At 44.7% G+C, this 25,881-nt stretch carries 21 protein-coding genes and 2 tRNA genes; 16 read left to right on the forward strand and 7 right to left on the reverse strand.

All coding sequences use genetic code 11. The features are described 5' to 3' along the window. Positions 1 to 371 precede the first annotated feature (371 nt). Positions 372 to 1,457, reverse strand: a complete 1,086-nt coding sequence (locus OCV20_RS02970; RefSeq protein ID WP_048612315.1) for an AI-2E family transporter — start codon at positions 1,455 to 1,457, stop codon at positions 372 to 374. Between the two features lie 76 nt (positions 1,458 to 1,533). Between OCV20_RS02970 and OCV20_RS02975 the strand changes: the two genes are divergently transcribed. Further along, positions 1,534 to 1,659 (forward strand): hypothetical protein, encoded by a 126-nt coding sequence (locus OCV20_RS02975; protein WP_004734537.1) that lies wholly within the window; start codon positions 1,534 to 1,536, stop codon positions 1,657 to 1,659. Between the two features lie 141 nt (positions 1,660 to 1,800). Here the strand turns inward: OCV20_RS02975 and hemL are convergent, their stop codons facing one another. After that, the gene (gene hemL / locus OCV20_RS02980; protein WP_086774155.1) at positions 1,801 to 3,096 is read right to left on the reverse strand and encodes a glutamate-1-semialdehyde 2,1-aminomutase; all 1,296 of its coding nucleotides are present in this window, start codon (positions 3,094 to 3,096) and stop codon (positions 1,801 to 1,803) included. A gap of 296 nt (positions 3,097 to 3,392) precedes the next feature. On the opposite strand from hemL, the gene erpA reads away from it, so the two are divergent. The 3 genes from erpA (at position 3,393) to OCV20_RS02995 (ending at position 8,230) form a co-directional block, all read left to right on the forward strand. Next, complete coding sequence (gene erpA, locus OCV20_RS02985; protein ID WP_004734539.1) at positions 3,393 to 3,734, forward strand: iron-sulfur cluster insertion protein ErpA; 342 nt, start codon at positions 3,393 to 3,395, stop codon at positions 3,732 to 3,734. Positions 3,735 to 4,005: 271 nt separating this feature from the next. After that, a complete protein-coding gene (locus OCV20_RS02990) occupies positions 4,006 to 5,130 on the forward strand; it encodes an efflux RND transporter periplasmic adaptor subunit (protein WP_086774154.1) in 1,125 nt (374 codons plus the stop codon). A gap of 10 nt (positions 5,131 to 5,140) precedes the next feature. Then, a complete protein-coding gene (locus OCV20_RS02995; protein WP_086774153.1) occupies positions 5,141 to 8,230 on the forward strand; it encodes an efflux RND transporter permease subunit in 3,090 nt (1,029 codons plus the stop codon). Positions 8,231 to 8,301: 71 nt separating this feature from the next. Here OCV20_RS02995 and OCV20_RS03000 read toward each other — a convergent pair whose 3' ends face one another. Further along, positions 8,302 to 9,615: an IS4 family transposase gene (locus tag OCV20_RS03000; protein WP_086775497.1), complete on the reverse strand. Its 1,314-nt coding sequence runs from the start codon at positions 9,613 to 9,615 to the stop codon at positions 8,302 to 8,304. A 150-nt stretch (positions 9,616 to 9,765) separates the two neighbouring features. Next, on the reverse strand, positions 9,766 to 11,055 hold the full coding sequence (locus tag OCV20_RS03005; RefSeq protein ID WP_050633594.1) for a peptidoglycan DD-metalloendopeptidase family protein: 1,290 nt from the start codon (positions 11,053 to 11,055) through the stop codon (positions 9,766 to 9,768). 129 nt (positions 11,056 to 11,184) lie between these two features. Here OCV20_RS03005 and tyrS point away from each other — a divergent pair, with 129 nt between their 5' ends. Continuing rightward, positions 11,185 to 12,372 carry a tyrosine--tRNA ligase gene (gene tyrS, locus OCV20_RS03010; RefSeq protein WP_050647979.1) on the forward strand — a complete coding sequence of 396 codons (1,188 nt, stop codon included), beginning with the start codon at positions 11,185 to 11,187 and terminating at the stop codon, positions 12,370 to 12,372. A 381-nt stretch (positions 12,373 to 12,753) separates the two neighbouring features. Further along, positions 12,754 to 13,599, forward strand: coding sequence for a magnesium transporter (locus OCV20_RS03015; protein WP_086775333.1), 846 nt, complete (start codon positions 12,754 to 12,756; stop codon positions 13,597 to 13,599). Positions 13,600 to 13,709: 110 nt separating this feature from the next. Here OCV20_RS03015 and dacB read toward each other — a convergent pair whose 3' ends face one another. Together dacB and OCV20_RS03025 are read right to left on the reverse strand one after the other, a co-directional pair. Then, positions 13,710 to 15,143 carry a serine-type D-Ala-D-Ala carboxypeptidase gene (dacB, locus tag OCV20_RS03020; RefSeq protein WP_086775332.1) on the reverse strand — a complete coding sequence of 478 codons (1,434 nt, stop codon included), beginning with the start codon at positions 15,141 to 15,143 and terminating at the stop codon, positions 13,710 to 13,712. A gap of 111 nt (positions 15,144 to 15,254) precedes the next feature. Continuing rightward, entirely contained in the window at positions 15,255 to 16,304 is a 1,050-nt protein-coding gene (locus OCV20_RS03025; protein ID WP_086775331.1) for a porin, read from the reverse strand. A gap of 513 nt (positions 16,305 to 16,817) precedes the next feature. On the opposite strand from OCV20_RS03025, the gene greA reads away from it, so the two are divergent. Further along, complete coding sequence (gene greA / locus OCV20_RS03030; protein WP_017059397.1) at positions 16,818 to 17,291, forward strand: transcription elongation factor GreA; 474 nt, start codon at positions 16,818 to 16,820, stop codon at positions 17,289 to 17,291. Between the two features lie 125 nt (positions 17,292 to 17,416). Here the strand turns inward: greA and yhbY are convergent, their stop codons facing one another. After that, positions 17,417 to 17,713, reverse strand: coding sequence for a ribosome assembly RNA-binding protein YhbY (yhbY, locus tag OCV20_RS03035; protein WP_004738252.1), 297 nt, complete (start codon positions 17,711 to 17,713; stop codon positions 17,417 to 17,419). A 114-nt stretch (positions 17,714 to 17,827) separates the two neighbouring features. Between yhbY and rlmE the strand changes: the two genes are divergently transcribed. From rlmE to nusA, 9 genes are all read left to right on the forward strand, one after another. Continuing rightward, the gene (gene rlmE, locus OCV20_RS03040) at positions 17,828 to 18,457 is read left to right on the forward strand and encodes a 23S rRNA (uridine(2552)-2'-O)-methyltransferase RlmE (protein ID WP_017059396.1); all 630 of its coding nucleotides are present in this window, start codon (positions 17,828 to 17,830) and stop codon (positions 18,455 to 18,457) included. Positions 18,458 to 18,564: 107 nt separating this feature from the next. Continuing rightward, positions 18,565 to 20,532 (forward strand): ATP-dependent zinc metalloprotease FtsH, encoded by a 1,968-nt coding sequence (gene ftsH / locus OCV20_RS03045; RefSeq protein WP_086775330.1) that lies wholly within the window; start codon positions 18,565 to 18,567, stop codon positions 20,530 to 20,532. 88 nt (positions 20,533 to 20,620) lie between these two features. Then, positions 20,621 to 21,451, forward strand: a complete 831-nt coding sequence (gene folP / locus OCV20_RS03050; RefSeq protein ID WP_086775329.1) for a dihydropteroate synthase — start codon at positions 20,621 to 20,623, stop codon at positions 21,449 to 21,451. A 21-nt stretch (positions 21,452 to 21,472) separates the two neighbouring features. Further along, positions 21,473 to 22,813 (forward strand): phosphoglucosamine mutase, encoded by a 1,341-nt coding sequence (gene glmM, locus OCV20_RS03055; RefSeq protein ID WP_048612306.1) that lies wholly within the window; start codon positions 21,473 to 21,475, stop codon positions 22,811 to 22,813. Positions 22,814 to 23,091: 278 nt separating this feature from the next. Beyond that, complete coding sequence (secG, locus tag OCV20_RS03060) at positions 23,092 to 23,424, forward strand: preprotein translocase subunit SecG (RefSeq protein WP_086775328.1); 333 nt, start codon at positions 23,092 to 23,094, stop codon at positions 23,422 to 23,424. A 16-nt stretch (positions 23,425 to 23,440) separates the two neighbouring features. Further along, a tRNA-Leu gene (locus tag OCV20_RS03065) sits at positions 23,441 to 23,525 on the forward strand. 53 nt (positions 23,526 to 23,578) lie between these two features. Beyond that, positions 23,579 to 23,655: transfer RNA gene (locus tag OCV20_RS03070), tRNA-Met, on the forward strand. A gap of 234 nt (positions 23,656 to 23,889) precedes the next feature. Beyond that, positions 23,890 to 24,345 carry a ribosome maturation factor RimP gene (gene rimP, locus OCV20_RS03075; RefSeq protein ID WP_004738265.1) on the forward strand — a complete coding sequence of 152 codons (456 nt, stop codon included), beginning with the start codon at positions 23,890 to 23,892 and terminating at the stop codon, positions 24,343 to 24,345. Between the two features lie 35 nt (positions 24,346 to 24,380). Further along, positions 24,381 to 25,868: a transcription termination factor NusA gene (nusA, locus tag OCV20_RS03080; protein WP_017059230.1), complete on the forward strand. Its 1,488-nt coding sequence runs from the start codon at positions 24,381 to 24,383 to the stop codon at positions 25,866 to 25,868. Positions 25,869 to 25,881: the final 13 nt, after the last annotated feature.

Here is a 25,881-nt window from a genome sequence, read left to right on the forward strand (position 1 = left end):
ACTCTGTTGAATCGTTAGCAAAAAATGAGGGCGGATTTTCGCATAATCCGCCCAAAGCTTGAAGTGTTTAATACTCGTTCGGCAACCAAGTTACTAGGGTCTGTTGATCTTTCGCGGTTAAATTTTGTTCGAGGTGGAATCGTTTTAGGCGCGGCAAGAAGTATGTAGCTTAGTGATTCTAAGTAAATACTTCTTAACAAAGCATAAAACGATTCTAACCGAACCCTTCGGGCAGCCTTTGTGGTTCATTTCTACTGCGTTATCGGTTTCTTATGTAGGCTAGCTACACATCAAACCCTCTGCCTTGTAGACATTTCCCACAAAGTGCTGCAAAAATCACCTGGAAAGTTCAACAGACCCTAATGAGTTGATTAACTCTTGTCTTGCTGGTTTAAAAAGTCCTTAAACTCTTCATCGTAGATGTTGAATAGGACAATGGTAATCGCAAAAATCAGTGGGCCGTAGATAAGACCAATTAGGCCAAACAGTTGAATACCGCCCAATAGTGAGAAGAAGATCATTAGGGTATTCATGCCTGCACTGCCTTGCATTAGCAGCGGACGTAGTAAGTTATCAATTGAACCAACAATCGCTACACAGTAAACCGTTAGGAAAATCGCCCACGTGGTATCACCAGTTAGGAACAAGTAAGTTGCTGCAGGAATCCAGATTAATGCGGTACCCACAACTGGGATGAAAGAGGCAAAGCCCATCATGGTACCCCAGAATAGACCTGGGAAACCGGCAATCCACATACCTAAACCGCCGGCAAAACCTTGCGCGATTGCGGTTAAGAATGAGCCCATGACTGCTGATTTAGATACTTGCTCTATCTCTGTTAGAAGTTTGTCTTCTTGGCTACGAGACAGCGGCAGAATATGACGAACCACACTGATGATTTTGTCATGATCTCTTAATAAGAAGAACAAAACGAATAGCATCAAGAAGAAGTCCATTAAGAAATTGGTCGCGTCACCTAAGATTTTCGCACTGATACCAACTAGCTTAGAACCAAAGCTGGTCGCAAACTCACCGACTTTTTGTGCGATGGCTTGGGGCTCAATGTTGTCGAAAGGCAGGTAGTTATTCACAAATGACAGCGCTTTGACCACTAACGGGTGAGCAAACAGAGTCTGAATGCCACCGTGAGTCACCCATTGGTAAGTATTCTGAGAGAACAGAGAACCTTGCTGAACAATTGCTGCGAATACTGCCAATAAAGGGATAACAATAATGAAGGTCAGTATGATACAAGACAGCAGAGAGACGATGTTTTCTTTATTCGGGATCTTTTTTTCAAGCCACTCATGGATTGGGAACATCAATAGTGAAATGATAAAGGCCATCACGATAGAGTTAACGTATGGCTCGATAAGCAGGTAACAAGCATAAGCCGCCGCGAGTAGGGCAATGATGATCACCCAGTGGCTGGAATTGATTTTGAGTTTTTCTGACACGGTAATGGTCTCTATATTTGCGTTCTGAGTTTATAATGGCTGCAAAACAGAGAGTTAGCAATGAGGAGTTTTGATAATGGGATGCTGTAATAAAGATAAGAAATGCCAAGACGAAGAACAGCAAACAAAAAAAGAGATCCCTTGGTTCAGAATGTTCCTTGGTACCTTGATGCTGTTGGTTTTTCTTTTCTGGGAACGTTAATCGCTTTTGGTTCAGTTTTAGCCTTAATCGACGGCTAAATAAGCAGTCATATTTGTGGCTAATGAACGCGATATATAAAAAAGGGCTGCATTTAATGCAGCCCTAAATTCAATCGGTTAGCAACTTATAAAGTGCTTTCGATTATTTGCTTTCAGCAGCAATGATCGCAAGAGAGCGGTCAGCAGCTTCTAGTGTCGCATCAAGTTCTTTTGAACCATGAGCAAGAGAAGTAAAGCTTGCTTCGAATGCTGAAGGTGCAAGGTAAACACCGTGATCTAACATTAGGTGGAAGAAGCGCTTGAAGCGTTCTACATCACACTTAGTTACATCTTCGTAGCACGTCACAGTTTCTTGGTCAGTGAAGAAGAAACCAAACATACCGCCAACTTGATGAATTAGCATCGGGATGCCGTGCTTGTCAGCAAGTTGCTTGAAGCCTTTTGCCAACTGCTTAGTTTTTGAAGCTAGACGTTTTTCGTTGCCTTCTTCTCGCAGAAGGTTCAAACATGCGTAGCCAGCAGCCATTGCAACAGGGTTACCTGAAAGCGTACCCGCTTGGTAAACAGGGCCAGTTGGTGCGATGTATTGCATCACGTCTTTACGACCACCGAAAGCACCCACAGGCATGCCGCCGCCGATCACTTTACCAAGACACGTTAGGTCTGGCTTGATGTTGTAGTAAGCCTGAGCACAACCTTCAGCAACGCGGAAACCTGTCATTACTTCATCAAAGATTAGCAATGCACCTTCTTGGTCACAGATTTCACGTAGACCTTCGTGGAAGCCTTCTACAGGAGGGATACAGTTCATGTTACCCGCGACTGGCTCGACGATGATACAAGCGATCTCGCCTTTGTTTGCCGCGAAGATTTCACGTACAGAATCTAGGTTGTTGAATGTTGCCGTTAACGTCAGCTTAGCAAAGTCAGCCGGTACGCCAGGAGAGCTTGGTTGACCTAAAGTCAGTGCGCCAGAACCTGCTTTTACCAGTAGGCTGTCTGCGTGGCCGTGGTAACAGCCTTCAAACTTAAGAATTTTGTCACGACCAGTGAAGCCACGAGCTAGACGAATCGCACTCATTGTTGCTTCTGTACCTGAGCTCACCATACGTAGCTGTTCCATTGATGGAACCATCTCAGAGACAAGTTCAGCCATTTTGATTTCAGTTTCGGTTGGAGCACCGAAGCTAAGGCCGCGTTGAGCTGCTGCAATAACAGCGTCACGAATAACCGCGTGGTTGTGACCAAGGATCATTGGACCCCAAGAGCCAACGTAATCGATATACGCTTTACCATCAGCATCAAAAATAAGTGGGCCATCAGCGCGTTCAACGAAGATTGGAGAACCACCTACGCCATTGAATGCACGAACTGGAGAGTTTACGCCACCAGGAATAGTTTGCTGTGCTTTTTCGTACAGCTCTGCTGATTTGGTCATTGATATATCCTCTTTTGACTGTCGGACCAATTGGCACGCATTGTACCTATCCCTAATCCAACTAGGAATGCTTTCGCCCAGATAATCACCCGAATCTGGTTGTTTTGTGTGGTTACACGTTTTAATTGTTAGATATTGGTGAGTTTACAGCAGTAAAAGGACCGATCCTGTGGTGAATACTTGAACGTTTCAGTCAGGTATTAGATAATCACCGGAATATAAGAAAATACTCAACAACTATGGTCTCGAATTAGATTTGTATCATGTTGTTTTTGACACAGGTAAGAGAGGTTGTCGTGAGCGAAGTAAATATCCCATTGTCTTTTTCTGATGCAGCAGCTACCCGCGTACAAACGCTAATTGCTGAAGAAGAAAATCCAGAACTAAAACTACGTGTGTACATTACAGGTGGTGGTTGTAGCGGTTTCCAATACGGCTTCACATTTGATGAAAAAGTAAATGATGGCGACACTACGATTGTAAACAGCGGTGTAACGCTGGTTGTTGATCCAATGAGCCTACAGTACTTAATGGGCGGCATGGTTGATTACACAGAAGGCCTAGAAGGCGCTCGTTTCTTTGTGAACAACCCGAACGCGACAACAACATGTGGTTGTGGTGCATCATTCAGCGTATAGCATGAGTTGAAAATAGCTTGAGCTCAAAGCTGCATTAGAAATATTTCAAACGCCGAACTTATGTTCGGCGTTTTTGTTTTTACTTAGTAACTTATTACTTTTCAAGGCATTCCTCTCATTTTTAGTACACGGCATATTTTTTAAACTGTCGATAGCGTCCAACTTCGTTGAGGATTGGTCTGTTAAGGTTATCTTTGTGCATAAGGAAGTTGCACATCACGCTATTAAGCCAACTAGCGCGCCTGAATTACATCGGACAAAAGGATTTGTTATGCCCACTCTATTTTCTAACTCACCACTTTTTCAGAAATTGAAGCAGCCGTGGCTGGTTTCTCTGACTCTAGTCGTGTTGTTGTCGATCTGGCTTGGTTTAGGCGTAGGGCAAGCAGAAGAGTCACCTGAAAAAAAGGCGACAGAAATTCCGTTGGCTAAGGTTTCCTTTCAAACATTCACCTCATCACCGACCTTTAAAACGATTGATCTCTATGGAAGAACGGCGCCCGATCGGCATGCTCGTCTAGGTGCAGAAGTCGCGGGCAAGATTGTCAGATTGAACGTTGTTAAGGGGGATATGGTTAAAGCTGGACAAGCCATTGCCCAGATAGATAAGGGTGATTTAGAGATTCAACTAGAGCGAGCCTCGGCTTTATATCGCTTGAAGCAGAAAGAGTTTAAAGCGGCGCAGTCACTGAAGAAAAGAGGGCTGCAAGGCGAAATCGCCTACACCACAGCAGAGGCTTCATTAACAGAAGCAAAAGCCATGATGCGCAATGCGGAATTGGCTTTAAAGAATACTGTCATTACTTCGCCTTTTTCGGGTGTGGTTCAAGACTTAATGGTTGAGCTTGGTGACTTTGTTGGGGTTGGCGATCCGGTTGCGGGCGTGATTGATCTCGATCCTCTGGTCATCGAAGCCGATGTCAGTGAACGTCATATCCAGCATTTGTTAGTTAATCAGTCCGCCTTGGTTCGCTTGCTGGGAAGAGAAGAAGCGGAAGGCCGCTTACGTTATGTTTCTCGAATCTCTTCTGCTTCTACCAATACTTTTCCAATCGAGATTGAAATCGATAATTCCAAGGGTCTATTACCTGCAGGTGTCAGTGCCGAAGTAAAACTCAACCTAGAAACAAGAGACGCAATCAAGATAACACCGGCGATGCTGGCATTGGATGAGGCGGGTAACCTAGGGGTCAAAACCTTGCTCTCTGCTAGTGACTCACCAACGGTGAAGTTTGTAGGTATTCAGCTTGTAAAGGCAGAACAAGATGGAGTGTGGCTCACTGGGCTGGGTCAACGCGTCGACATCATCACCGTAGGTCAAGGCTTTGTGCGTGATGGTGATTCTGTGATTGCTGTTGAGCAAGGTGCTGAACTCTTAAATGTAACCGCAGAGTAGGAGATTGCCGATGTATTCAATTATTGATGCAGCCTTGTCTCGTGCTCGAACAATGCTCTCCCTTTTGGCGTTAATCCTCGTAGCTGGTGTCGTCACCTATATCACGATCCCCAAAGAATCGAGCCCAGACATTACTATCCCGATTATCTATGTCTCTGTTGGGCACCAAGGTATTTCGCCAACCGATGCCGAACGCTTATTGGTTAGGCCGATAGAGCAAGAGCTGAGGTCGATTGAGGGCGTAAAAGAGATGACAGCAACCGCAGCAGAAGGCCATGCCTCTGTTGTGTTGGAGTTTAATGTCGGCGTTGATCTCACTAAAGCGATGGCCGATGTGCGTGACGCGGTTGATCTGGCTAAACCAAAACTGCCAGAAGACAGTGACGAGCCGACCGTAAATGAGGTGACGCTGGCTTCTGAGCAACCTGTTTTGTCTGTTGTGCTATTCGGTACCGTTCCTGAGCGCACCATAGTGCAAATTGCCCGAGAACTCGGAGATAAATTAGAAAGCTATCGCCAAATCCTTGAAGTCGATATTGCGGGCGATCGCGATGACATCGTCGAGATCATTGTCGATCCGTTATTGATGGAGAGCTACAGCTTAGATCAAGCAGATATCTATAACTTGATCGCTCTGAACAATCGAGTGGTTGCCGCTGGTTTTGTTGATACTGGCTATGGACGTTTTTCTGTCAAAGTCCCTTCAGTGTTTAATTCCTTAAAAGACGTGCTTGAGTTACCTATTAAAGTGGATGGCAAGCAGGTGGTCACTTTTGGCGATGTCGCCACGGTTCGTCGAGCGTTTCGAGATCCTGAAAGCTTTGCTCGTTTAGATGGCAAATCCGCGGTGGTGTTGGATATCAAGAAGCGTGCAGGTGAGAACATCATCGAAACCGTTGAGCTAGTCAAAGCAGTAATGGCAGGCGCTCAGCAGCAAGCGGAATGGCCCAATAACCTGTTGGTCAAATACACCTGGGATGAATCTAAAGATGTGAAGATCATGCTTAATGATCTGCAAAACAATATTCTATCCGCCATCATTTTAGTGGTGATCGTTATCATCGCGATTCTTGGTGTGCGTACCGCTTTGTTAGTGGGTATTTCAATCCCTGGCTCATTTCTAACTGGGTTATTGGTTCTTTCGGTGTTTGGCTTAACCGTCAACATCGTGGTGTTGTTCTCTCTGATCATGGCTGTGGGTATGTTGGTTGACGGTGCGATTGTGGTGACCGAATTTGCAGACAGGCGAATGCAAGAGGGTGAAGGGCGCAAAGCCGCTTACCGAGATGCAGCGAAACGGATGGCGTGGCCGATAACCGCATCCACAGCCACAACCTTGGCCGCATTTGCTCCGTTGTTGTTTTGGCCGGATGTGACGGGTGAATTCATGAAGTTCTTACCACTAACTCTGATCGCGACATTAACTGCTTCATTGATTATGGCGCTGTTGTTTGTCCCTGTATTAGGCGGTTTGATTGGTAAACCTCAATACGTATCGTCTAAAAGCCAAGCTCGAATGGTCGCACTGCATAATGGTGACTTTTCACAAGCGACAGGCTTAACCAAGGCGTATTACCACACACTGTCGATTGCAATTAAACACCCCTTTAAGATTCTTTGTAGTGCGATACTGCTCGCGGTTGCTGTTGGGTTTACTTACTCCAAAGCGGGTCTTGGAGCAGAGTTCTTTCCTGAGGTTGATCCGCCATTCTTTAATGTCAAAGTTCGTTCTCATGGTGATCTGTCTATCCAAGAAAAAGACGACATTATGCGCGATATTGAGCTGATGATGCTCAACCATGATGAGTTCGATACCGTTTACACTCGAACGGGTGGTGACGACCAAATTGGTTTGATATCGATCACCCCTGTGGATTGGCAATACCGCCGCAGCGTTAAAGCGATCATTGATGAGTTGAAGGTACAAACCGATCAATACGCTGGTGTTGAGATTGAATATAAGTTTCCTGATGCTGGGCCTCCGGTTGAAAATGACTTAGTGATTGAGCTGTCGGCAAGAACGCCAGAGCAACTTAATCAGGCTGCAAAAATCGTTAGAGGTTGGGCAGATGGCAATCAGGCACTGACCAATATCAGTGATACCGCGAGTAAAGACGGCATCGATTGGAAGGTGGATATTCGCCGCGACGATGCCGCGCGCTTTGCAGCTGATGCGACCTTAGTGGGGAATACCGTTCAATTCGTGACGAATGGTCTCAAGATTGGTGATTATCTGCCCGATGACTCTTCAGAAGAGGTCGATATATTGGTGCGTTACCCGAATGATAAAAGGGATATTGGACGCTTCGACCAGCTGAGAGTCAAAACACCTGCAGGCTTGGTGCCGATCACCAACTTTGCTCAGATTGTTCCCGACCATAAGCAAGATACGATTAAACGCCTTGATGGTAAGCGTGTGGTGAACATCATGGCGGATATGGAAGAGGGTTATAACCTTGCACTCGAGCTACCAAAGATTGAGCAAGCGTTGAGTGAATTGGGGCTACCGAGTAGTGTCGAATTTCGTATCCGTGGGCAAAATGAAGAACAAGAAAACTCTTCCGCCTTCTTACAAAGTGCTTTCTTGGTTGCTTTGGCGGTAATGGCTTTGATTCTGATTACTCAGTTTAATAGTTTCTATCAAGCATTCCTCATTTTGAGTGCGGTGTTGTTCTCAACGGTTGGTGTGTTTGTTGGTCTGCTAATCTTCCAGCGCCCGTTTGGCATCGTGATGTCTGGTATTGGAGTGATTGCACTGGCAGGTATCGTGGTGAACAACAATATCGTGCTGATCGACACCTATAACCAGCTAATCAAAAGAGGCTTGGATAAGCGAGATGCGATTCTAAGAACCGGTGTTCAACGTTTAAGACCTGTAATGCTGACTACGGTCACCACCATTTTAGGCTTAATGCCGATGGTGTTAGAGATGAACATCGACCTGATTAATCAAAAGATAGAATTCGGCGCTCCGAGTACGCAGTGGTGGTCACAACTCGCTACGGCAATTGCCGGGGGCTTAGCTTTTGCGACAGTACTAACCTTGGTACTGACACCATGTCTGTTAATGCTAGGCCGAGACAAGAAGCCTGAAAAATAGTAGATGTAGTGGTTCGATGAACATAAAAAAGAGCACCTTGACGGGCGTAATGCTTGTAAGTTAAGCATCGTTTAGCGTCTTCTTGGAGGCCTTGTCGCATAGCGACAAGGCCTCTTTTTTACTGCTCTTGGGTAACTTCGTTCTCGCCTCTCAGGTAAAACAAAGCTTTCTGACATATCCAGTATGTAGTTTATTACTTCTGGGATTCGTCCCGGTGCGACCGCTGGTAATAATTGAAGCTGTCCAACAAGGAATAATGAAGCCTGTTTAAAGCCGATTTGATAAGGCATCACTGACTTCTGATGATAGGCCATTTGACACATCATGAACCGCAGTAGATTGTAAGCAACCAGCATTCCCCAAAGCTCTTGATTCACTAACTCTGGCTTTTTGCTTCTTAACGTAAGTTGGTTCTGAAGCATGTATTGCTTCATCTCACGATACCCCAACTCTATTTCCCAACGATGGCTATATAGTTCGGCGATATCAGCACCAGGATATTTCATCGTGTCTATCATTGACGTTAATAGTCGGACTTCTTTTCCTTTAATCGTCTTTGTGATTAAACGAGCTTGGAGAGTTTTGGGGGCATCAACCCACTTCTTTTGAGCTTGAGGTGATAGCTTGAGCTCAACGAGCTCTTGTCCTCGGCCTACCTTCGATAACACAGTGTATTGAGCCCCTTTTCTTAATGGGAGCAGCCAATGTTTTTCATCGCCACTGGTTTGCCATTTATGCAGTAAGCCCAAGGCGTAAAATCCGCGGTCAAAAATAGTTAAGCTGTTTGAGGGAGATTGTTCAATAAGCGGGATCGTAAGGTCGACTTCACTTTTAGATACTGAGTCGAATGAAGCGCTGTTGAGTAAATGACTGGTCAGCTCCATATGGCAGACCATTCTCACTTGAGGGTAGTCAGATATCGTTGTTTTATTGCCTGTTCTACTAAAATGCTCATCATTACTTTTAGTGTCTGGTGTTCTCCACACAACACCATCTACAGCATGAAGTGTTAACCCATGCCAATCGGGATGAGGAGTCTTGCGGTGCCAAAGTCGTTGAGTGTGATTGAACACGGCTTCCATAACGTCGGAACCAAGTCGGTGACGTGCCTGTATGACAGCGCTAGGTGCGACGAATGGCTTCTTACCCGGTAGGAGAATATCAAGTTGCGAGACTACTTTATCCATCGATAAATGACGGTAAAGGGACATCCCTAAAACACTCCAAACCATCATTTCCATTGGTAACCTGCGCTTTCGAATAGTCGCAACCCCAGATTCTTGGAGGCACTGTTCGACGAGTTCCGGGGACAGCAGGTCTGATAACCCTGAGAGCTGTTCTGGAGAGAAGTTATGGACTTGATTAAGGGCTTGTCTAAGAAACATAAAAAATCCGAGTGTTAAAGAAACACTCGGATTTTGACATCCTTGGAGGATCGTTCAACCAGTCTTTTTTACTTAACTGATCGGCATTACCTTGACGGGCGCTCTTTTCGTTGGTTTATATGGCTATTAACCTAATTGGTCGCTAGTAGCTTAATTAGTCGCTAGCAACTGGCCGTATCGCTCAAGGTTATTCAGTCGAATCTCTGAGTTGGCAATAAAGGTTGCTTTTGCTTTGCCCGTTAACGATTTAGATTGAGGCAATTTCACGGTACGCGCATTTTTATGTACGCCATTAACCAAGAATTCATAATGTAAGTGCGGGCCTGTCACACGGCCTGTACCGCCCAAAGTACCAATGGTTTGGCCTTGTTTTACGCGCTGACCAGTTTTCACCATACGTCGCTTCATGTGCAGGTACTTGGTTATGTAGGTGTTGCTATGGCGGATAAACACGTAGTTACCATTGAATTGGTTGTAACCCGACTTCTGAACAATACCGTCACCGGCTGCCCAGATAGGCGTGCCAACAGGAGCTGCGTAGTCAGTACCGCGGTGAGCGCGAACCTTACCGGTTACTGGGTGTCTCCTGGTAGGATTAAAGTTCGATGTTACGCGACGAAAATCAATTGGTGAGCGCAAGAACGCTTTCTTCATTGCTCGACCATTTTCATCGAAGTAGTTTCCGCTCTTATCATCCAATACCGCGGTAAATGAGTCGCCTTGGTTTTTGAATACGGCTGCCATGATCTTACCGCGACCAACCACTTCACCTTCAACCACTTTCTCTTGGTATAAGATTTTGAAGCTGTCGTTCTTACGAATATCTAACGCAAAGTCGATATCCCAACCGAAGATGCCCGCCAGTTCCATAATTTGGTTTGCGGTTAAACCTGCGCTGACGCCAGCGTTCCAGAAGTTAGAGGTGATGTTGGCTTCGGCATAATTGTATTGGTAGGCCACTTCTTTTTTGTCGAAACTTGATGAGAAAGAATCGCCAGACTTAGTGATCTTGAAGCTTTCAAACGCACTAAGTTGTCGTTTTAACTGAATAAGGTCGTTGTTTTCATCAAAGCCGAACTGCAAGACATCACCAGGTCTTAAATTAGACAGCTGCTTCTTAATATCATCATTGGTATTGAGTAGCGTGATCAGCAGGCGGTATGACAGGCCAATACGTTCAAATAAAACAGAGGTGCTTTCGCCAGAGCGAACGGTGTATTTCTCCCAATTGAGCACTGCCGTCGGTGGAGCGTCACTTGAGCTAATAAGCGCAGAGGCATTGATAGTCAGTGGGTAATGTTTTCCCACAACTAAAGCGCCCGAATCGTCACGCAAACTGTTGACGTCGGGGAGTAAGAAAATCGCGACGAAAATTATGGCACTAAAAAATGCGATAAAAGCCCGGTGCAAAATAGGAAGGCGTGCAAAAATAGACAACATGTTCCGGTTCGTTCTGTAAATATTATGAAAATCGACGACGGAATAGTGTAACTGGTTTCAAAATACATCGCTATTCAAGTAAGATGTCTAATTAATGTATTTTTGCCAAATCTGTGGGAGTGAACAAGAATGGCGAGTATTGAAGCTGCACTAGCCGAGATCAAACGTGGCGTAGAAGAACTGATTCCAGAAGACGAACTGATTGCAAAACTAAAAGAAGGTCGTCCTTTACGCATTAAGCTGGGTGCCGATCCAACAGCTCCAGATATCCACCTAGGCCATACGGTTATCTTTAACAAGCTTCGTGCTTTCCAAGAGCTTGGTCATGAAGTGACATTCCTTATCGGTGATTTCACTGCAATGGTTGGTGACCCATCAGGTAAAAACTCAACACGTCCACCGCTAAGCCGTGAAGACGTATTGAAGAATGCTGAAACTTACAAAGAGCAAGTATTCAAGATTCTAGATCCTGCGAAAACGCAAATTCGTTTCAACTCTGAATGGCTATCTGAGCTTGGTGCTGAAGGTATGATTCGTCTTGCTTCTAACCAAACTGTTGCTCGTATGCTTGAGCGTGATGACTTCAAAAAGCGTTACGCTGGTGGTCAACCGATCGCAATCCACGAATTTATGTACCCACTTCTACAAGGTCACGACTCTGTTGCACTAGAGAGCGACGTTGAGCTTGGCGGTACTGACCAGAAGTTTAACCTTCTAATGGGGCGTGAACTGCAAAAAGCAGCAGGTCAAAAACCACAAGCGGTACTGATGATGCCACTACTTGTTGGTCTAGACGGCGTTAAGAAGATGTCTAAGTCTGCGCACAACTACATCGGTATCAGCGAAGCACCAAGCGAGATGTTTGGTAAGATCATGTCTATCTCTGACGATCTAATGTGGAGCTACTACGAGCTACTGTCTTTCCGTCCTCTTGAAGAAGTTGCGGAACTGAAAGCTGGCGTTGATGCAGGTAAGAACCCGCGTGACGTTAAAGTACTTCTTGCTAAAGAGATCATCGCTCGTTTCCATAGTGAAGCAGATGCTGAAGCCGCTGAGCAAGAGTTCGTTAACCGTTTTGCTAAGAACCAAGTTCCTGATGAAATGCCGGAATTTGAATTCGAAGCTGGTCTGCCAATTGCGAACGTTCTAAAAGAAGCAGGTCTTGTAAACTCGACTTCTGATGCGATGCGTATGATCAAGCAAGGTGCGGCTAAGCTTGAAGGCGAGAAGATTGAAGACAGCAAATTCGTACCTCAAGCAGGTACTGCCGTTTACCAAGTAGGTAAGCGTAAGTTTGCTCGTATTACTATTAAGTAATAATGCACATCAATAATTGAACCAAAGGCATCCACGGATGCCTTTTTTATTGACCGAAAGTTGACGAAACTTTGAAACGCCTATTGCTACACTATGCGCGCTGTCAAATTGACAGTAATTCTGGAGATTTTTATGAACAATACCGACCATCCTCCTAGTTTGAATGGAGAAGAATAACCTGTCTCGGTATTGATCTATTGTCCTGCCGTTCAGGTAGGGTATCTTTGTTTTCCCCCGTATTCTTTTCCACACACTAGATTCTAACAAGTAGACACATCAGTAGCTTTCAGCTCTTGGTGCGCTTAGCTGTACGCTCTTGGTGTATTAGCTATAGGCTATTTGTTTTGATGGTCGTTACCTTTGCCAATCGGGAGATTCGCCATGACGGTAATGAACAACACTTTTTTATCTATTGAAGCTCTGTACTCAGAGCAAGACATCCAAGCTGTATCGAATGCATTTCAACAGTACGGACGTGAACAACAAATTAACCTTTTGAACCGAATGCCGCTCGAAGATGCGGTGCTAGTGCTGGGACAATGCTCTTTGAGTACGATTCAGACTTTACTTAGTGAGCTAGAAGAGCAGGGCTTTGAGAAGCGCTCTCGACATCTAGCTCACCAACTAGGGCTGATTTACTCAGAGGTAGAACCTCAGCAGGGTTATCTTTCTACTGGAGTCATGAGCCATGTTAGGCAGCGTATCGGTTGGATTATTGCGTTAGCACTATTGGGAATCGTCTCAGGGCTTATCATTGCTCAGTATGAAGACATTCTCAGTCAGTTGGTACTTTTGGCAATCTACATGCCGGTAATTGCTGCTGCTGGTGGTAACACCGGAACACAAGCCGCGACTTTGGTGATCCGAGCCTTAGCCACAGGTGAGTTGAAAAAACGCCAATGGGCTAACGTTCTGTGGAAAGAGTTTAGAGTTGCTATTTGTTTAGCTCTAGCGATTGCCGTAGTGATGATTGGGCGTATTCTGCTATTCAGTGAAAACCAATCGACAGGTGGTTATGACATCAACATGATTGCGTTAGCGATTGCGGTAGCGCTGTTTATTCAGGTGACCATATCAACTGTACTCGGCGGCGGGTTACCGATAGTCGCTAGGCTATTTAAGCTTGATCCAGCGGTGTTAGTGAGCCCAGTACTTGCATCGATAGTGGATACCTCAGGCATGTGGATCTACTTCACTGTTGTGAATTCATTTCTAGGAATCGCTTAAAAGCTGATAAAAATAGCTAAATACATCTGAGAAATAAAAATGGCGCTGAAGATTGAAGGTCTTCAGCGCCATTTTTGTTATTAAAGTAGAAGTTTACACAGAGCTAAGCATTACTTAGATTTGCTTTGTGTTTGACTGAACTCGACCACATCTTTGTAGAAAGCACGCTCAAACTGGGTGATAGGTGCTTCTACTGGTTTGTCTGGATCTTGTTCTTCAGGGAAGTAATCACGGACAAATTGCACAAACAGAGAGTTTGTTTTCCCCGCCTTATCTAATCCATATCCCGCCATGTTGTAACTGCCGTATAGAGAACCACTCTTGGCGATAATGTTGCCTTGAATCGGTGCTTTTCTCATGCTCTGACGGTACTTAAGCGTTCCATTTATACCAGATGTAGGCATAGCCTCAATCAGGTTGAGCTGTTGATCGTTTTCCCAGATATAACGAAGCACTTGAGCCATGGTCTGCGACCTCATTCGGTTATTTCTGGATAGCCCTGAACCGTCGACGAGCTGCGCCTTGCTGAGGTCGATGTTTGCCTTAGTCAGCAATATCTGCTTTATCGCTTCAGTGCCGTTATTGAAGCTACCCGGTTGAACATAAAATGTCGCTCCTAGCGTTTTAGTTAGATTATCTGCGATAAGGTTATCCGACTTCTTGAGCATGATATCGAGCAGTTCAGGAAGCTTTTCTGAGTTGTGACTAGCGACTAACGTGGTTTTGTCTGCTTTCGCTTTTTTACCAATAATCACATCACCTTTTACTTCTATTTTCAGTTCTTTGAGAAGCGATGTAACGACTTGATAGGTGTAAAGTTCTGGGTTTTGAATCGCGAACTTGAGTGGCAGTGGTTTTTTGCGCTCAACTAAGCAGCCAGAGAGCTTATAAGCGTTATCTGGTGTGGTGATGAGTTCCAAGTCGCATTGTGTTGCCTTCTGCCCAGAGCGAGTTACCGTGGTTGCGGTGGTCGTCACGTCTATCGGATAGTGAGCGGGAATATAAACGCGAGTGCTGCCATTATCTTTTGTATAAATAGAGGCTTGTGCGCAGTTGCTGTCCAAGGTCATTGCACTAGAAGGCGCGCTGTAACAAACGCCTAGAATGTCCCAAGGCCAACCAACGGCTCGCTGATAGCCCGTAAAAGTCGAGTTATCTAGGTATAAGTTGCCTTTGATAGTTCTGGATTGAGACTTAGCGTATTGAGCTAAAAGGCTTTTAAGCTGTTCTCGTTGCAGCGTTGGGTCGCCACTAAATAAAATGATTGAGTCATTACCAGAACGAACAATGCTGGTCGTGTAGTGAAAGTCATCCCCTAACTCCAACTTAGCCGCCAACGCTGTCACCAGCTTTAAAGTACTAGCGGGGGGATAGAAGCCATCACTGTTGGAATTCATTTTGTTTGAATCGCCTTTCAGGGATTCCAAAATCACACTGGTGCTACTGCCATCAGGCAGTTTATCTAGAGGGGGGTAAGCGAAAGCGTTAACTGAGAAAGCGCTAATGGAAAAACTACATACAAGTAGTGTGGATAGAAGGCGCATAGAAGATTTCTTGGATGGCTGATGTTTTCAGTATACAGATATAAAAAACGCCCGCTAGATAGCGGGCGTTTTGATTCTCAATTAACTAATTAATCAATTAGGTAATCAGAATTAGAAGTCGTAACGTAGACCGATAGCTAGTTCGTCTTCAGCTTGTGCTTTAGTAGCGCCGCGGTTAACTAGAGTATCAGCTGTACCGAACTTGTCGCCTTCAGAGATAAGGTTGAAGTTGTACGAGATGTAAGTACGGAAGTTTGGCTTAAAGTAGTACGTTGCATCTACAGCAACGTTGTCTGCAGATGTATCACCATCTGTTTCTGCGTTGTTGTACGTTAGCGTGAATGCCGCTTTATCTAGCGTGTATGCTGTTGCGAATTCGTAACCTGTGTAGTCGCCGTTGTCTTTTGACAGTTCACCGTCAGTGAATGTACCAGCGAAGTATAGAGCTTCAGTGCGGAAAGATGCCGCTAGCATGTACTCGTTTTGGTCAGCTTGGTCTGCGTAACCAGCACCTAGCTTAAAGCCAGAGTCGCCGATTGCGTAGATACCAGATAGAGAGTAACCATCTGCGTTGTTGTCATCGTAGCCAGTGTCAGTTGTTGAATCTGTACGATCCGCAAAACGGTAGCTTGCTTTAACGCCTAGGTCTTGGAATTGACCTTTGTACGAAACCATGTTGTCAGTACGGTCAGCTACACCAATTTTGTATGCAGCAGAGTTACCGTGGTAAGACATGATATCAGTAAAGTCTGTGATAACGCCTAGCGCACCATCGTTTTTACCGTAAGTTACTTCACCGAAGTCACCGCCGATACCTGCGTATGTGTAACGGTTGTCGATAGTGTTGTCGCCGCTAACATTGTTGCCGTTTGCATCGTAGTCAGAAGTTGTGAACTCACCTTCGTAAAAACCAACACCGTATAGGCCGTCTTGGATTTCAACTTTACCTAGGAAGTTAAGACGTACACGAGAGTTGTCTTGTGCTTTGCCATCTTTAACTGATAGACGAGCTTCCGCACGACCACCGATCTCTAGAGAAGTGCCGTTTGAGCTGTATACAGAAGTACCGTCAATACCACCAGCTTGTTTACCGTCCGCTGCCACTGCGTTAGTAGCAAGAGCTGCAGCAGATACAGCAAGCGCGATCATAGTCTTGTTCATGTTATTATTTCCTAATTACTGTCCATAGAAGTTTTATCAAGGATTTGAACCCTTTTGTGTATTGCCTGTATTAATCAGGCTTCATAATCATGATTAGAACAGAAGTCTGAAAAATGCCAGTGCAATCCATGGGTTACTTTTTACCTCTAAAGTTCCATAGTCAGTTAGTAAAATGATATAAAACTAAAAAATGAACACTGTTTTATTATATCTCTTGTTGTTTAAGTGGTTGTTTTAAATTAATTTTTATAAAAGTGTGATCTGTGTTTATTTTGTTTGTTTTTTGTTTTTTTAGGTATTTGACTCTCTACTTATTGATGGGAGAGTTATTATTCATTTTTGTGATGTCTGTAATTTAGACCTAGATAAAGCTTTTATAACGCAAAGTGGAATAAAGGTGATTTAGCCATAAAGTTTGTTTACACTAAGCCAAATCGTTTTGTTTCTATCACCCAATAAATGCGTTGGGTGTATTTATGTTGGCCAAAGAAAGCTTTGGCATAGAGGTAAAAAATGGAAAAGGTTCCAATGACAGTACGTGGCGCTCAGCAGCTACGTGACGAATTAGATCGCCTACTTAAGCTACGCCCTGTTATCTCAGCAGCTATTGGTGAAGCACGTGAACTAGGTGACCTGAAAGAGAATGCTGAATACCACGCCGCTCGTGAAGAGCAGGGTATTTGTGAAGCTCAGATCCGTGATATTGAATATAAGCTATCACTGGCTCAGATCATCGATGTAACGCAAATGGATAATACGGGCAAGATTATCTTTGGTACGACAGTGACACTGATTGATGTGGATACCGATGATGAGTTCCGCTACCAAATCGTTTCAGAAGACGAAGCAGACATCAAAACGGGTCGCATTTCTGTGAAATCGCCAATTGCTCGCGGTCTTATCGGTAAAATGGAAGGCGACGAAGTCATGATCTCTACCCCTGGTGGTGACAAAGACTTCGAAATCGACAAAGTAGAATATATCTAATTGAATTTTCTTTGTTTCTGATAAGTAAAAAGGTCGCTAAATGCGACCTTTTTCGTTTCTCACGCTACACTAAAAGATAAGCGCTGTGGCTTCCTATTAGTGAAGTTAGCTTATATTAAGCTCGCTTATTTACGTGGAATCTCGATTTTACGTGCTTCTGACTGACGGAACAGTACTAGAACTTTACCGATAGTCTGTACTTTCTCAGCTTTAGTTTCACGTACAATTGCATCGATAATCAGTTGCTTAGTCTCACGGTCTTCTGATGCAACTTTAATCTTGATCAGTTCGTGGTGGTCTAGAGCTAATTCGATTTCCGCTAGAACAGCTTCAGTAAGTCCATTTGCGCCCATTAGCACAACAGGTTTTAAACTGTGAGCTAGGCCCTTTAGATGCTGCTTTTGTTTGGTACTTAGGTTCATTACGCGGCCAATTTTCTTTACTATTAGGGTTGAAAAAACCTATTTTAACGCCATCTAAAGCTGAAGACTATAATTTATTCAGCAATTAGTACTTTCCTCCAATTTAGGTATCCAATGAGCAAACAGAAACACTCGGCCAGTTCAGGCCGTTGGTTGAAGGAACACTTCGACGACAAGTACGCAAATGAAGCAAGAAAGAAAGGCTATCGTTCACGTGCTTATTTCAAAATGGAAGAGATTCAAACGAAAGATAAATTGCTGTCTCCTGGGATGACCATTGTGGATTTGGGTGCAGCACCTGGCGGTTGGTCTCAATATGCTGCTAAGATTGTTGGAGACAACGGACAAATCATTGCGTGTGACTTGTTACCAATGGATCCGATTGCTGGTGTTAGCTTTTTACAAGGCGATTTCCGCGAAGAAGCTGTGCTAGATGCCTTGTTGGAACGTATACAACCAAACATGGTTGATGTCGTGATGTCAGATATGGCACCTAATATAGCCGGCAACAATTCTGTGGATCAGCCAAGAGCTATGTATTTAGTTGAATTAGCTTTGGATATGTGTCGACAAGTTCTAGCTACCAATGGTAGTTTTGTTGTAAAAGTATTCCAAGGCGAAGGGTTTGACCAATACGTTAAGGACGTCCGCGAGATGTTTAAAACAGTAAAAGTTAGAAAACCCGACTCTTCTCGAGCTCGATCTCGTGAAGTGTTTATCGTAGCCACTGGTTACAAAGGTTAACGATTCTCTTCCAAGAGTGAGAGTTAACAACATGGCTACAGGTTACAAACTGTAGTACCCTACCTTTAATTACAATTAGTTATCGAGAGGCTTACACCTTGAGTGACATGGCAAAAAATTTAATTCTGTGGCTTGTTATCGCGGTAGTGTTGATGTCGGTATTCCAGAGCTTCGGCCCTGGGGAAAGTAACGGCAGAGCAGTAGATTACACCACGTTTGTACAGGAAGTTGGCCAAGGCCAGATTCAAGACGCACAGTTCAATAACAGCGAAATCACTTTCACACGTCGTGGTGGTGGTTCTAAGTATGTAACTTACATGCCTGTTTATGATCAAAAGCTACTTGATGACTTAATTAATCAAAACGTAAAAGTTCAGGGTACACCACCTGAAGAGCAGAGCCTGCTTGGCACTATCTTCATCTCATGGTTCCCAATGATCTTACTGATTGGTGTATGGATTTTCTTCATGCGTCAAATGCAAGGCGGCGGCGGCGGTAAAGGCGCGATGTCTTTCGGTAAGAGTAAAGCTCGAATGATGAGCGAAGAACAAATCAAAACGATGTTTGCTGATGTTGCTGGTTGTGACGAAGCAAAAGAAGACGTGAAAGAGCTTGTGGATTACCTTCGTGACCCAAGTCGCTTCCAAAAGCTAGGTGGTAAGATCCCGACAGGTATCCTGTTGGTTGGTCCTCCTGGTACGGGTAAAACATTGCTTGCAAAAGCGATTGCCGGTGAAGCGAAAGTACCGTTCTTTACTATCTCTGGTTCTGACTTCGTTGAAATGTTTGTTGGTGTTGGTGCGTCTCGTGTACGTGACATGTTCGAACAAGCGAAGAAAGCGGCACCTTGTATCATCTTTATCGATGAAATCGATGCTGTAGGTCGTCAACGTGGCGCTGGTGTTGGTGGTGGTCACGATGAACGTGAACAAACACTGAACCAGATGCTGGTTGAGATGGATGGTTTCGAAGGTAACGAAGGTATTATCGTTATCGCTGCGACTAACCGTCCAGACGTACTAGACCCTGCATTACTTCGTCCTGGTCGTTTTGACCGTCAAGTTGTGGTTGGTCTACCGGATGTACGTGGTCGTGAACAGATTCTTAAAGTACACATGCGTAAAGTTCCACTATCTGGTGATGTTGAACCATCTCTGATTGCTCGTGGTACTCCAGGCTTCTCTGGTGCAGATCTTGCGAACCTTGTGAACGAAGCGGCGCTATTTGCTGCTCGTGGTAACAAGCGCAACGTATCTATGGTTGAGTTTGAACTTGCGAAAGACAAAATTATGATGGGTGCAGAGCGCCGTTCAATGGTTATGTCTGAAGAAGTGAAAGAGTCAACGGCTTACCACGAAGCGGGTCACGCAATTGTTGGTCGTTTGGTGCCTGAACACGATCCAGTGTACAAGGTGTCAATCATTCCACGTGGTCGTGCGCTTGGTGTAACTATGTACCTTCCAGAGCAAGATCGCGTAAGCATGTCTCGCCAACATCTAGAATCAATGATCTCTAGCTTGTACGGTGGTCGTCTTGCTGAAGAACTTATCTACGGTAAAGACAAAGTTTCGACTGGTGCGTCTAACGATATCGAACGTGCAACTGATATTGCTCGTAAGATGGTAACGCAGTGGGGCTTCTCTGAAAAACTGGGTCCTCTTCTATATGCTGAAGAAGAAGGCGAAGTTTTCCTAGGTCGCGGTATGAGCCAAGCGAAACATGTTTCTGACGATACGACTAAGCTGATCGATGAAGAAATTCGTATTCTAATCGACCGCAACTATGCTCGTGCGAAGCAAATTCTTGAAGAGAACATGGATATCATGCACTCGATGAAAGACGCGCTAATGAAGTTTGAAACGATTGATGCAGGTCAGATTGATGACTTGATGGAACGTAAAGACGACATTCGTGAGCCAGCTGGTTGGGGTGATCAGGCGAAAGCAGAACCTACAAAGGAAGAAGCTAAACCTGAAGCGAAATCAGAAGAAGCAACAGCCGAACCAAAAGCTGAAGAGTCGAAAGTTGAAGAAGTTAAATCTGAAACAGATGATGCTCAAAACAAAGATTCTTAATTGCTAAGCTTTAAATTAAAACCCTGAGTACACTCAGGGTTTTTCTGTTTCTAGCCTAAGATGTTTTTACCTTTAAGACCCGCCTTCCATGATATTAAAAGCACATAATAAAACGCTCGTTTTAGACCGCCCGCATGTGATGGGTATCCTCAATGTCACGCCTGACTCTTTCTCTGATGGAGGAAAATTCAATTCATTAGATAATGCTTTACTGCAAGCAGAGCGAATGATTCAAGCTGGTGTTAGCATTATTGACATTGGTGGTGAGTCAACTCGTCCGGGAGCACCTGACGTATCTTTAGAAGAAGAGCTCGCTCGCGTTATTCCTGCCATTAAAGCAATTCGCGCCAAGTTTGATGTGTGGATCTCTATTGATACCAGTAAAGCTGAAGTGATGCGCCAAGCCGTTGAAGCGGGGGCTGATTTGATCAATGATGTGCGCGCACTGCAAGAGCCCGGAGCTCTAGATGCGGCCGCCGATGCTAATGTGCCAGTTTGCCTGATGCACATGAAAGGTCAGCCAAGAACCATGCAAGCCAACCCAAATTACGATGATGTCCTAACGGATGTTGAAGCGTTCTTAAAAGAAAGGGTGGAGGCTTGTGAGGCTGTTGGCATATCAAAAGAGCAGCTGATTCTGGATCCTGGTTTTGGCTTTGGTAAAACCATTGAGCATAATTACCACCTATTAGCGCACCTTGAAAAATTTCACACGCTTGGGTTGCCCGTCTTAGCGGGGATGTCGAGAAAATCGATGATCTTTAAGCTACTAGACAAAGCTCCAGCAGATTGCATGGTCGCTAGCGTCACTTGCGCTACCATCGCTGCAATCAAAGGTGCACAAATTATTCGCGTTCACGATGTTGAAGATACATTGGAAGCGATGAAGATAATCGAAGTGATGAATAACAATCACTAATCATAATTAAGGAAAATCAATATGTCTGATAAGAGACGTTACTTCGGCACAGATGGTGTACGTGGCAAAGTTGGCCAGTACCCGATTACACCTGATTTTGTTCTGAAGCTTGGCTGGGCTGCGGGTCGTGTTCTTGCGAAGCAAGGCACAAAGAAAGTCATCATTGGTAAAGATACTCGTATCTCTGGCTACATGTTGGAGTCTGCGCTAGAAGCTGGCCTTGCTGCTGCTGGTCTTCAGGCTACGTTTACTGGCCCAATGCCAACACCTGCTGTTGCTTACCTAACTCAAACCTTCCGCGCTGAAGCGGGTATTGTTATCTCTGCATCGCACAACCCTTACTACGATAACGGTATCAAGTTCTTCTCTTCTGAGGGAACAAAACTGCCGGACGATATCGAGTTGGCGATTGAAGCTGAATTGGATAAAGACATCGAATGTGTTGACTCATTCGAACTTGGTAAAGCGGTACGTTTGAACGATGCGGCTGGCCGTTACATTGAATTCTGTAAGAGCACATTCCCAAATCATATGACGCTTGCAGGAATGAAGATTGTTGTCGATTGTGCACATGGTGCGACTTACCATATTGCTCCTGCTGTATTTAAAGAGCTGGGTGCAGAAGTTATTGCGATTGGTGTTGAGCCAAACGGTACTAACATTAACCACGAAGTAGGTGCGACGGATGTACGTGCTCTGCAAGCAAAAGTGCTTGAAGAGAAAGCGGCACTAGGTCTTGGCTTTGATGGTGATGGTGACCGTATCATCATGGTTGACGAGCTAGGTAACAAAATTGATGGTGACCAAATTGCTTACATCATTGCTCGTGATGCACTGCGTCGCGGTGAGTTGAAAGGCGGCGTTGTTGGTACACTAATGACCAACCTTGGTATGGAAAACGGCCTTAAGCAGTTAGGTATTCCGTTTGTTCGTGCTGCTGTTGGTGACCGTTACGTGATGGAGCAGCTTCTTGCTAAAGGCTGGAAGATCGGTGCTGAAAACTCGGGGCACGTTATCCTACTGGATAAAGTGACGACGGGTGATGCTATCGTTGCTGCTCTGCAAGTGTTGGCTTCAGTTGTTGATAGCGAAATGACACTGAATGAGCTGTCTCAAGGCATGACGTTGTACCCTCAAGTTCTAGAAAACGTTCGTTTCAGCGGAGATTCAAACCCATTGGAAGCCGAAGCGGTAAAAGCAGCGGTTGTTGAAGTAGAAGCAGAGCTTGGCGAGAAAGGTCGTGTGCTATTACGCAAGTCTGGTACCGAGCCACTACTGCGTGTCATGGTTGAAGGCGAAGATGCAGAGCTTGTTCAAGCGTCTGCGCTTAAGATTGCAGATGCAGTAAAAGCAAACTGCTAATTTAACCTTTTACTTAGCCGGCGTAACGAATAGCGCTTGTGATTAGAAGTGGTTGAGTTATATCACGGTCAAAAGAGACGTAAATGAGTTTTGTGTCGCTTTTGACCTTTTTTTGACCATTCACTTGGTAAAGGCTTATTTTTTAGCAAATTCTCCTTGTCAGCCATCGTCGCATTCGCTAGTATTGCTCGGCCTTCAGTTAGGAGGTCGCTAGCCTTGTTCTTAAAAATAGTTTTTTGAACGGCGCTGGCTCAACAATTAGGAACATAGGTGGAAAAATGTTTACAGTTCTACTTGTGATTTACCTGTTGGCAGCGCTTGGTGTAATTGGCCTAGTGTTGATTCAACAAGGTAAAGGCGCAGATATGGGAGCCTCTTTCGGTGCTGGCGCTTCAAACACTGTGTTTGGTGCTGGTGGCTCAGGAAATTTCCTTACCCGAATGACTGCAATTTTTGCAACTACATTTTTTATCCTTAGCTTAGTGCTTGGTAATATGTCTACACATAAAACTGAGTCACAATGGATTGACCCGACCCAAGGTCAGGTAATTCAACAAGCTGATGATGCAGTGAGTGAAGTTTCGGCGCAAGGCGACGAAATTCCACAATAATCTGTAAAGATTTGATGCCGAGATGGTGAAATTGGTAGACACGCTAGCATGAGGTGCTAGTGCCTTAGGGTGTGAGGGTTCGAGTCCCTCTCTCGGCACCATGTTTACAAACTTGTAAAACATCTTGTTGGGCGTATAATGCTCGCAAGTCGGACGCGGGATGGAGCAGTTTGGTAGCTCGTCGGGCTCATAACCCGAAGGTCGTCGGTTCAAATCCGGCTCCCGCAACCAATTTCAATGCTATTATATAGCTTGTATTGGTAGCAAGTTTGCACAGTGTGAACCTCACTGTGAGTTAAGTGTGATATCGAATGTGATGGCACTTAACATATAAGGGTCCAGCAACAAAAACCCCGGCTTATACGGGGTTTTTTGTTATCTAAGCATTTGTAAATGTATTTAGATAATGTTTGCTTGGAATTTAAATTGGGCTTTGAGCCCTTTTTTTGTTTCTGGAGTGGTTAAATGACTGGTTTAGAAAGACAACTTACTGAAATGCTTGACGCTCCAGTAGCAGCATCAGGTTATGAGTTAGTTGGATTAGAATTTATTCGTGCTGGTGAGCACTCAACGCTACGTATTTACATCGATTCACCAAACGGTATCAATGTAGATGATTGCGCTGAAGTTAGTCACCAAGTAAGTGCCGTAATGGACGTTGAAGATCCAATTTCAGTGGCTTATAACCTTGAAGTGTCTTCACCAGGTTTAGAGAGACCACTGTTCAAAGCAGAGCATTACCAACAATTTATTGGTCACGAGGTAAGCATCGTTTTGAAAATGGCTGTCGGCAACCGTCGTAAATGGAAAGGTGATATCCAATCTATCGAAGGCGAGACAGTGAAAGTATTGGTTGAAGGACAAGAAGAAGAATTCGTCCTGAGCAATATTGCGAAAGCTAACCTGATCCCTAAATTTTAGTTCTCCTAGAGAGAAGAGCTTAAGAGGCTAGATTAATGAACAAAGAAATTTTGGCGGTAGTAGAAGCTGTTTCAAATGAGAAAGCAGTTCCTCGTGAGCGTATTTTTGAAGCGCTTGAAATCGCGCTTGCAACGGCAACAAAAAAGAAAAGCGAACTAGAAATCGAAGTTCGTGTTGAAATTGACCGTAAAACGGGTGATTTCGAAACTTTCCGTCGTTGGGAAGCTGTTGAGGAAGTTGAATTCCCAACAAAAGAAATCTCTATTGAAGCTGCAAAGTACGATGACCCAGAGATCGAACTTGGCGGTTTCATTGAAGATGATATCGAATCAGTAACGTTTGACCGTATTACGACTCAAACGGCTAAGCAAGTTATCGTACAGAAAGTACGTGAAGCTGAACGCGCTCAAATCGTTGAGCAGTTCATCGATAACGAAGGCGAGCTAGTAACTGGCGCAGTTAAGAAAGTTAACCGTGACACTATTATCCTAGACCTAGGTAACAACGCTGAAGCGGTAATCCTTCGTGATGACCAACTTCCTCGTGAAAACTTCCGTCCAGGTGACCGTGTTCGTGGTCTTCTTTACGCAGTTAAACCAGAAGCTCGTGGTTTCCAGCTTTTCGTTACTCGTTCGAAGCCAGAAATGCTAGCTGAACTATTCCGTGTTGAAGTGCCTGAGATTGGTGAAGAGCTAATTGAACTTAAAGGTGCTGCACGTGACGCTGGTTCTCGTGCTAAAATCGCTGTGAAAACAAACGACAAACGTATTGACCCAGTTGGTGCGTGTGTTGGTATGCGTGGCGCACGTGTACAAGCTGTTTCTAACGATCTTGGTGGTGAGCGTATTGATATCGTTCTTTGGGATGATAACCCGGCTCAATTCGTAATCAACGCAATGGCTCCTGCTGATGTTGCTTCAATCATCGTTGATGAAGACGCACACTCTATGGATATCGCTGTTGAAGCGGATAACCTAGCACAAGCGATTGGCCGTAGCGGTCAAAACGTACGTCTAGCTTCTCAACTGACTGGTTGGGAACTGAACGTAATGACTGTTGCTGATCTTGAGAAGAAGCACCAAGAAGAAGCAGTTGCTTCTATTGAAAACTTCATGAAGCACCTAGACATTGAAGAAGACTTTGCTCAAATGCTTGTTGAAGAAGGCTTCTCTACGCTTGAAGAAGTAGCATACGTTCCTGTGAACGAGCTTCTTGAAGTAGACGGTCTAGACGAAGGTATCGTTGAAGAACTACGTAACCGCGCAAAAGACGCACTGACTACTCTAGCGCTAGCGAAAGAAGAAACTTTCGACGGTGTTGAGCCTGCTGAAGACTTACTTGCACTTGAAGGTCTTGAGCGTGAAATGGCTTACAAGCTAGCAGCAAAAGGCGTTGCGACATTGGAAGACCTAGCTGACCAAGGCGTTGATGAACTAGAAGGCATCGAAGACCTAACTGCAGAACGTGCAGGCGAGCTAATTATGGCTGCGCGTAACATCTGTTGGTTCGGCGACGAAGAATAATTCAGCAAGGAGA

The sequence above is a fragment of the Vibrio coralliirubri genome, assembly GCF_024347375.1.
Classification (GTDB): Bacteria; Pseudomonadota; Gammaproteobacteria; order Enterobacterales; family Vibrionaceae; genus Vibrio; species Vibrio coralliirubri.